The sequence below is a fragment of the Variovorax sp. P1_H12_2 genome (genome assembly GCF_056405335.1).
Window position 1 is genome coordinate 1 of sequence record NZ_JBFUCI010000521.1, and the last position, 3,880, is coordinate 3,880.

At 68.2% G+C, this 3,880-nt stretch carries 3 protein-coding genes; 2 read left to right on the plus strand and 1 reads right to left on the minus strand.

What is annotated here, in order from left to right; all coding sequences use genetic code 11:
* Positions 1–113: 113 nt before the first annotated feature.
* Complete coding sequence (gene rpsB, locus AC1D2K_RS31515) at positions 114–869, minus strand: 30S ribosomal protein S2 (RefSeq protein WP_478093968.1); 756 nt, start codon at positions 867–869, stop codon at positions 114–116.
* Between the two features lie 226 nt (positions 870–1,095).
* On the opposite strand from rpsB, the gene AC1D2K_RS31520 reads away from it, so the two are divergent.
* Positions 1,096–2,415, plus strand: coding sequence for an amidase (locus AC1D2K_RS31520; protein WP_478093969.1), 1,320 nt, complete (start codon positions 1,096–1,098; stop codon positions 2,413–2,415).
* A 64-nt stretch (positions 2,416–2,479) separates the two neighbouring features.
* On the plus strand, positions 2,480–3,736 hold the full coding sequence (locus AC1D2K_RS31525; protein ID WP_478093970.1) for a D-amino acid dehydrogenase: 1,257 nt from the start codon (positions 2,480–2,482) through the stop codon (positions 3,734–3,736).
* Positions 3,737–3,880: the final 144 nt, after the last annotated feature.

The window sequence follows — 3,880 nt, forward strand, 5'->3', positions numbered from 1 at the left end:
TGTATGTACTCCGTTCGGTTTGTCAGTGGCGGCCGCCACGCCGGGCGACCGCGAAAATCAGATTAAAAAAAAGGGGCAACAAAGCCCCTTCTTCAGGCTCGAGCGAGCTCGAATCAGGCGGAAGCGCCCTCTTCGACTTCGACGAATTCGTCGGAACCACCCTCGGCCACGGCCTTGACGACATCGTTGACGCCGCTGGCGCGACCTTCGATGATCGCGTCGGCGATGCCGCGGGCGTACAGCATGACGGCCTTCGACGAGTCGTCGTTGCCGGGGATCACGTAGTCGATGCCTTCAGGCGAGTGGTTCGAGTCGACCACGCCGATCAGCGGGATGCCGAGCTTCTTGGCTTCGGCCACGGCGATCTTGTGGAAGCCCACGTCGATCACGAAGATGGCGTCGGGCAATGCATTCATGTCCTGGATGCCGCCGATGTCCTTTTCGAGCTTCGCGATTTCGCGCGAGAAGGTCAGTTGCTCCTTCTTGCTCAGGCTGTCGAGGCCGGCTTCCTGCTGGGCCTTCATGTCCTTCAGACGCTTGATCGACGTCTTGACGGTCTTGAAGTTGGTCAGCATGCCGCCGAGCCAGCGGGTGTCGACGAAAGGCACGCCGGCGCGGCGGGCTTCGGCAGCCACGATCTCGCGGGCCTGGCGCTTGGTGCCGACCATCAGGATGGTGCCGCGGTTGGCGGTGAGCTGCTTGGCGTACTTCATCGCATCCTGGAACATCGGAAGCGACTTTTCCAGGTTGATGATGTGAATCTTGTTGCGATGGCCGAAGATGAACGGGGCCATCTTGGGGTTCCAGAAGCGGGTCTGGTGACCGAAATGGACACCGGCTTCCAGCATTTCGCGCATGGTGGTCGACATAGGAATAACTCCAAAGGTTGGGTCTAAAATCCAGCCCGTTTTGTGTGCTTTCCTATTGGAAGAAAGGCGCACAACACCTTGAATGGGCTGGTTTGCGGATGCGTCTCGCTCAAGCGGTTCTTGCTCGGCCTTAGCTCAGCTATGGCTCGGCTTTTGCCTCTGGGCGAAACCCAAGGAGTATAGCACGCACCACCCAGACACCCCTCCCTTCACCCGCCCTCTGACCATGCGCCCAGACCTGCACGCCACCCGCCTCGCCCTGCTGGCGACCTCTTCCGACGCGCGCACCGAAATGGAGCACAGCATCGCCACCGCGGGCTCGCCGGCCTGCGAGCACGCGTTCACCCGCACCCTGTTCGACGAGGCGCGACAGGAGGCCGCCGCCGCCGTACCCGGCCAGCGCCTTGCCGGATTGGCCTTTTCGGTCAAGGACCTGTTCGACGTCGCCGGCCAGCCGACGCCCGCCGGTTCGGTGGTGCTGGCCCATGCACCAGCGGCCCGGGCCGATGCAGTCGCGGTGGCGCGCCTGCGGGCGGCCGGCGGCGCCCTGCTGGGCCGCACCAACATGACCGAATTCGCCTTCTCGGKCGTCGGCGTCAATCCGCACCACGGCACGCCGGCCAATGTCGCCGATCCCGGAACGCCGCGCATCCCGGGCGGCTCGTCCTCCGGGGCCGCGATTTCGGTGGCCAGCGGCGCGGCCTTCGTCGGGCTCGGCTCCGACACCGGCGGCTCGATCCGCATCCCGGCCGCGCTCAACGGCATCGTCGGCTTCAAGAGCACCGCGCGGCTGGTGCCGTCGGACGGCGCCCTGCCCCTGTCGACCACCCTGGACACCGTCTGCGCCATGACGCGCTCGGTCCGCGATGCGGTCACGGCGCACGAAATCCTCGCCGCGCGACGGGTCACGCCTGGTAGCGCGCCGCTGTCGGCCTACCGCCTGGCCGTCGTCCGGAACCTGTTCCTGGACGACCTCGATCCGGTGGTCGCCAGCGCTTTCGAGCGGACCTTGAGCGGGCTCGCCAGGGCGGGCGCCCGGATCGAGGAAATCGACCTGCCGGCGCTGGCCGATCTGCCCGTCATCAACGCCACCGGCGGGTTCTCCGCCGCCGAAGCCTACGCCTGGCACCGCCTGCTGCTGGAACGCAGCGGTGCGGGCTACGACCCGCGCGTGGCGCAGCGCATCCTCAAGGGCGCGACCATGAAGGCGCACGAGTACATCGACCTCGTCAACGCCCGCCGCGGCTGGATCCGGCGCATGGAGCAGGCGCTCGAACCGTTCGACGCCGTGCTGTCGCCGACCGTGCCGATCACCGCGCCGACCATCGCCAGCGTGGCGCCCGGAGAGGTGCGCGACGAGGCCTTCTTCCGCATCAACAGCCTGCTGCTGCGCAATCCCTCGGTGATCAACATGCTCGACGGCTGCGCCATCTCGCTGCCCTGCCAAGCGGCGGGCGAGCTGCCGGTCGGCCTGATGCTGTGGCATGCCGCCCTTCACGACGACGCGGTTCTGGCCGTCGCGCTGCAGGCCGAGCGGGCGCTATAAAGTCGGCAGGGTCGCCGTGCCTTCCGGGGCCGTCGACTCACACATTTCACCGCCAAAGAAACGAATGAAAATCGCGATCGTGGGAGCCGGGATCATCGGCGTCACCACTGCATGGGAGCTGGCCTCGGACGGCCACGAGGTGGTGGTCTTCGAGCGCCGCGGCGCCGCCGCCGAGGAGTCCAGTTTTGCCAACGCCGGCGTGGTCGCGCCCGGCTACGTCACCCCCTGGGCCGGGCCCGGCATGCGCGGCAAGGTGCTGCGCTCGCTGCTGTCGACGCATGGCGCCGTCAAGCTGCGCTGGCCGCTGTCGTCACGAGATCTGGGCTTCATGGCGCGCTGGCAGCGCGCCTGCAAGCTCGAAACCTACCTGGCCAACCGCTCGCGCATGCAGCGGCTTGCCTTCTACAGCCGCAACCGGCTGCATGCCGTCACGCAGGCCTGCGAGCTCGAGTACGAGCGCAGCGACGGCTACCTGGTGCTGCTGCGCTCCAAGCGCGAGAAGAAGCTGGTCCAGGCCGGACTCGAACTGCTGCGCGCCGCCGGCAGCAGCTTCCGCGAGATCGATGCCGACGAAGCCCGGAAGATCGAGCCCGCCCTGAGCACCGACACCGCTCTGGCCGGCGCCATCCATCTGCCGGACGACGAGGTGGCCAACTGCAGGCAGTTCGCGCTGTTGCTGAAGTGGGAGGCCGAGGCGCTGGGCGCCCAGTTCCACTTCAATTGCGACCTGGCGCCGATGAGTCGGTCGGCGCCGACCGCCCTCGCGCTGGCCGCCGGCTCCGAGGCCCACCGCTTCGATGCGGTGGTGGTCTGCGCCGGAGTCGACTCGGCCCGATTGCTGAAACCGCTGGGCCTGCACATTCCGCTCGCGCCGGTCTACGGCCACTCGGTCAGCGCGAACATCCGCGAACCGCTCAATGCACCGCGCAGCGCCGTGATGGACGAACGCTACAAGGTGGCGATCTCGCGGCTCGGCCTGCGCGTGCGGGTGGCCGGGAGCGCCGAGCTCGGCGGCTCGCCGGCCCTCATGAACCCGGCATCGCTGCAGACGCTCTACAAGGTGCTGCACGACTGGTTCCCGGGCGCTGCGACCCTGCGTTCCGGCGTGCAGCAATGGAAGGGCGCGCGCCCGATGCTGCCGGACGGACCGCCGATCATCGGCGCGAGCGGCGTACCGGGCGTCTGGCTCAACCTCGGCCATGGCTCGAGCGGCTGGGCGCTGTCCTGCGGCAGTGCCCGGGTCGTGGCCGACCTCATTGCCGGCCAGGATGCAGGCATCGACCTCGAGGGGCTCGGCATCGAGCGCCTGCTGCTGCGCTGACGCGCCCGCGCCACCATGCAACGCGTCACCACCGCCACCGCCGCAGCACTGTTCGACGTCGCGGCCACGCGGCGGATCGAGCAGGCCGCCGCGGCCGCCCTGCCACCGCACACGCTGATGCAGCGCGCCGGTCTCGCGGTCGCC

Coding starts and splice junctions, on each gene's coding strand:
- rpsB (WP_478093968.1), bottom strand. CDS start 869: ATGTCGACCACCATGCGCGAAATGCTGGAAGCCGGTGTCCATTTCGGT.
- AC1D2K_RS31525 (WP_478093970.1), top strand. CDS start 2,480: ATGAAAATCGCGATCGTGGGAGCCGGGATCATCGGCGTCACCACTGCA.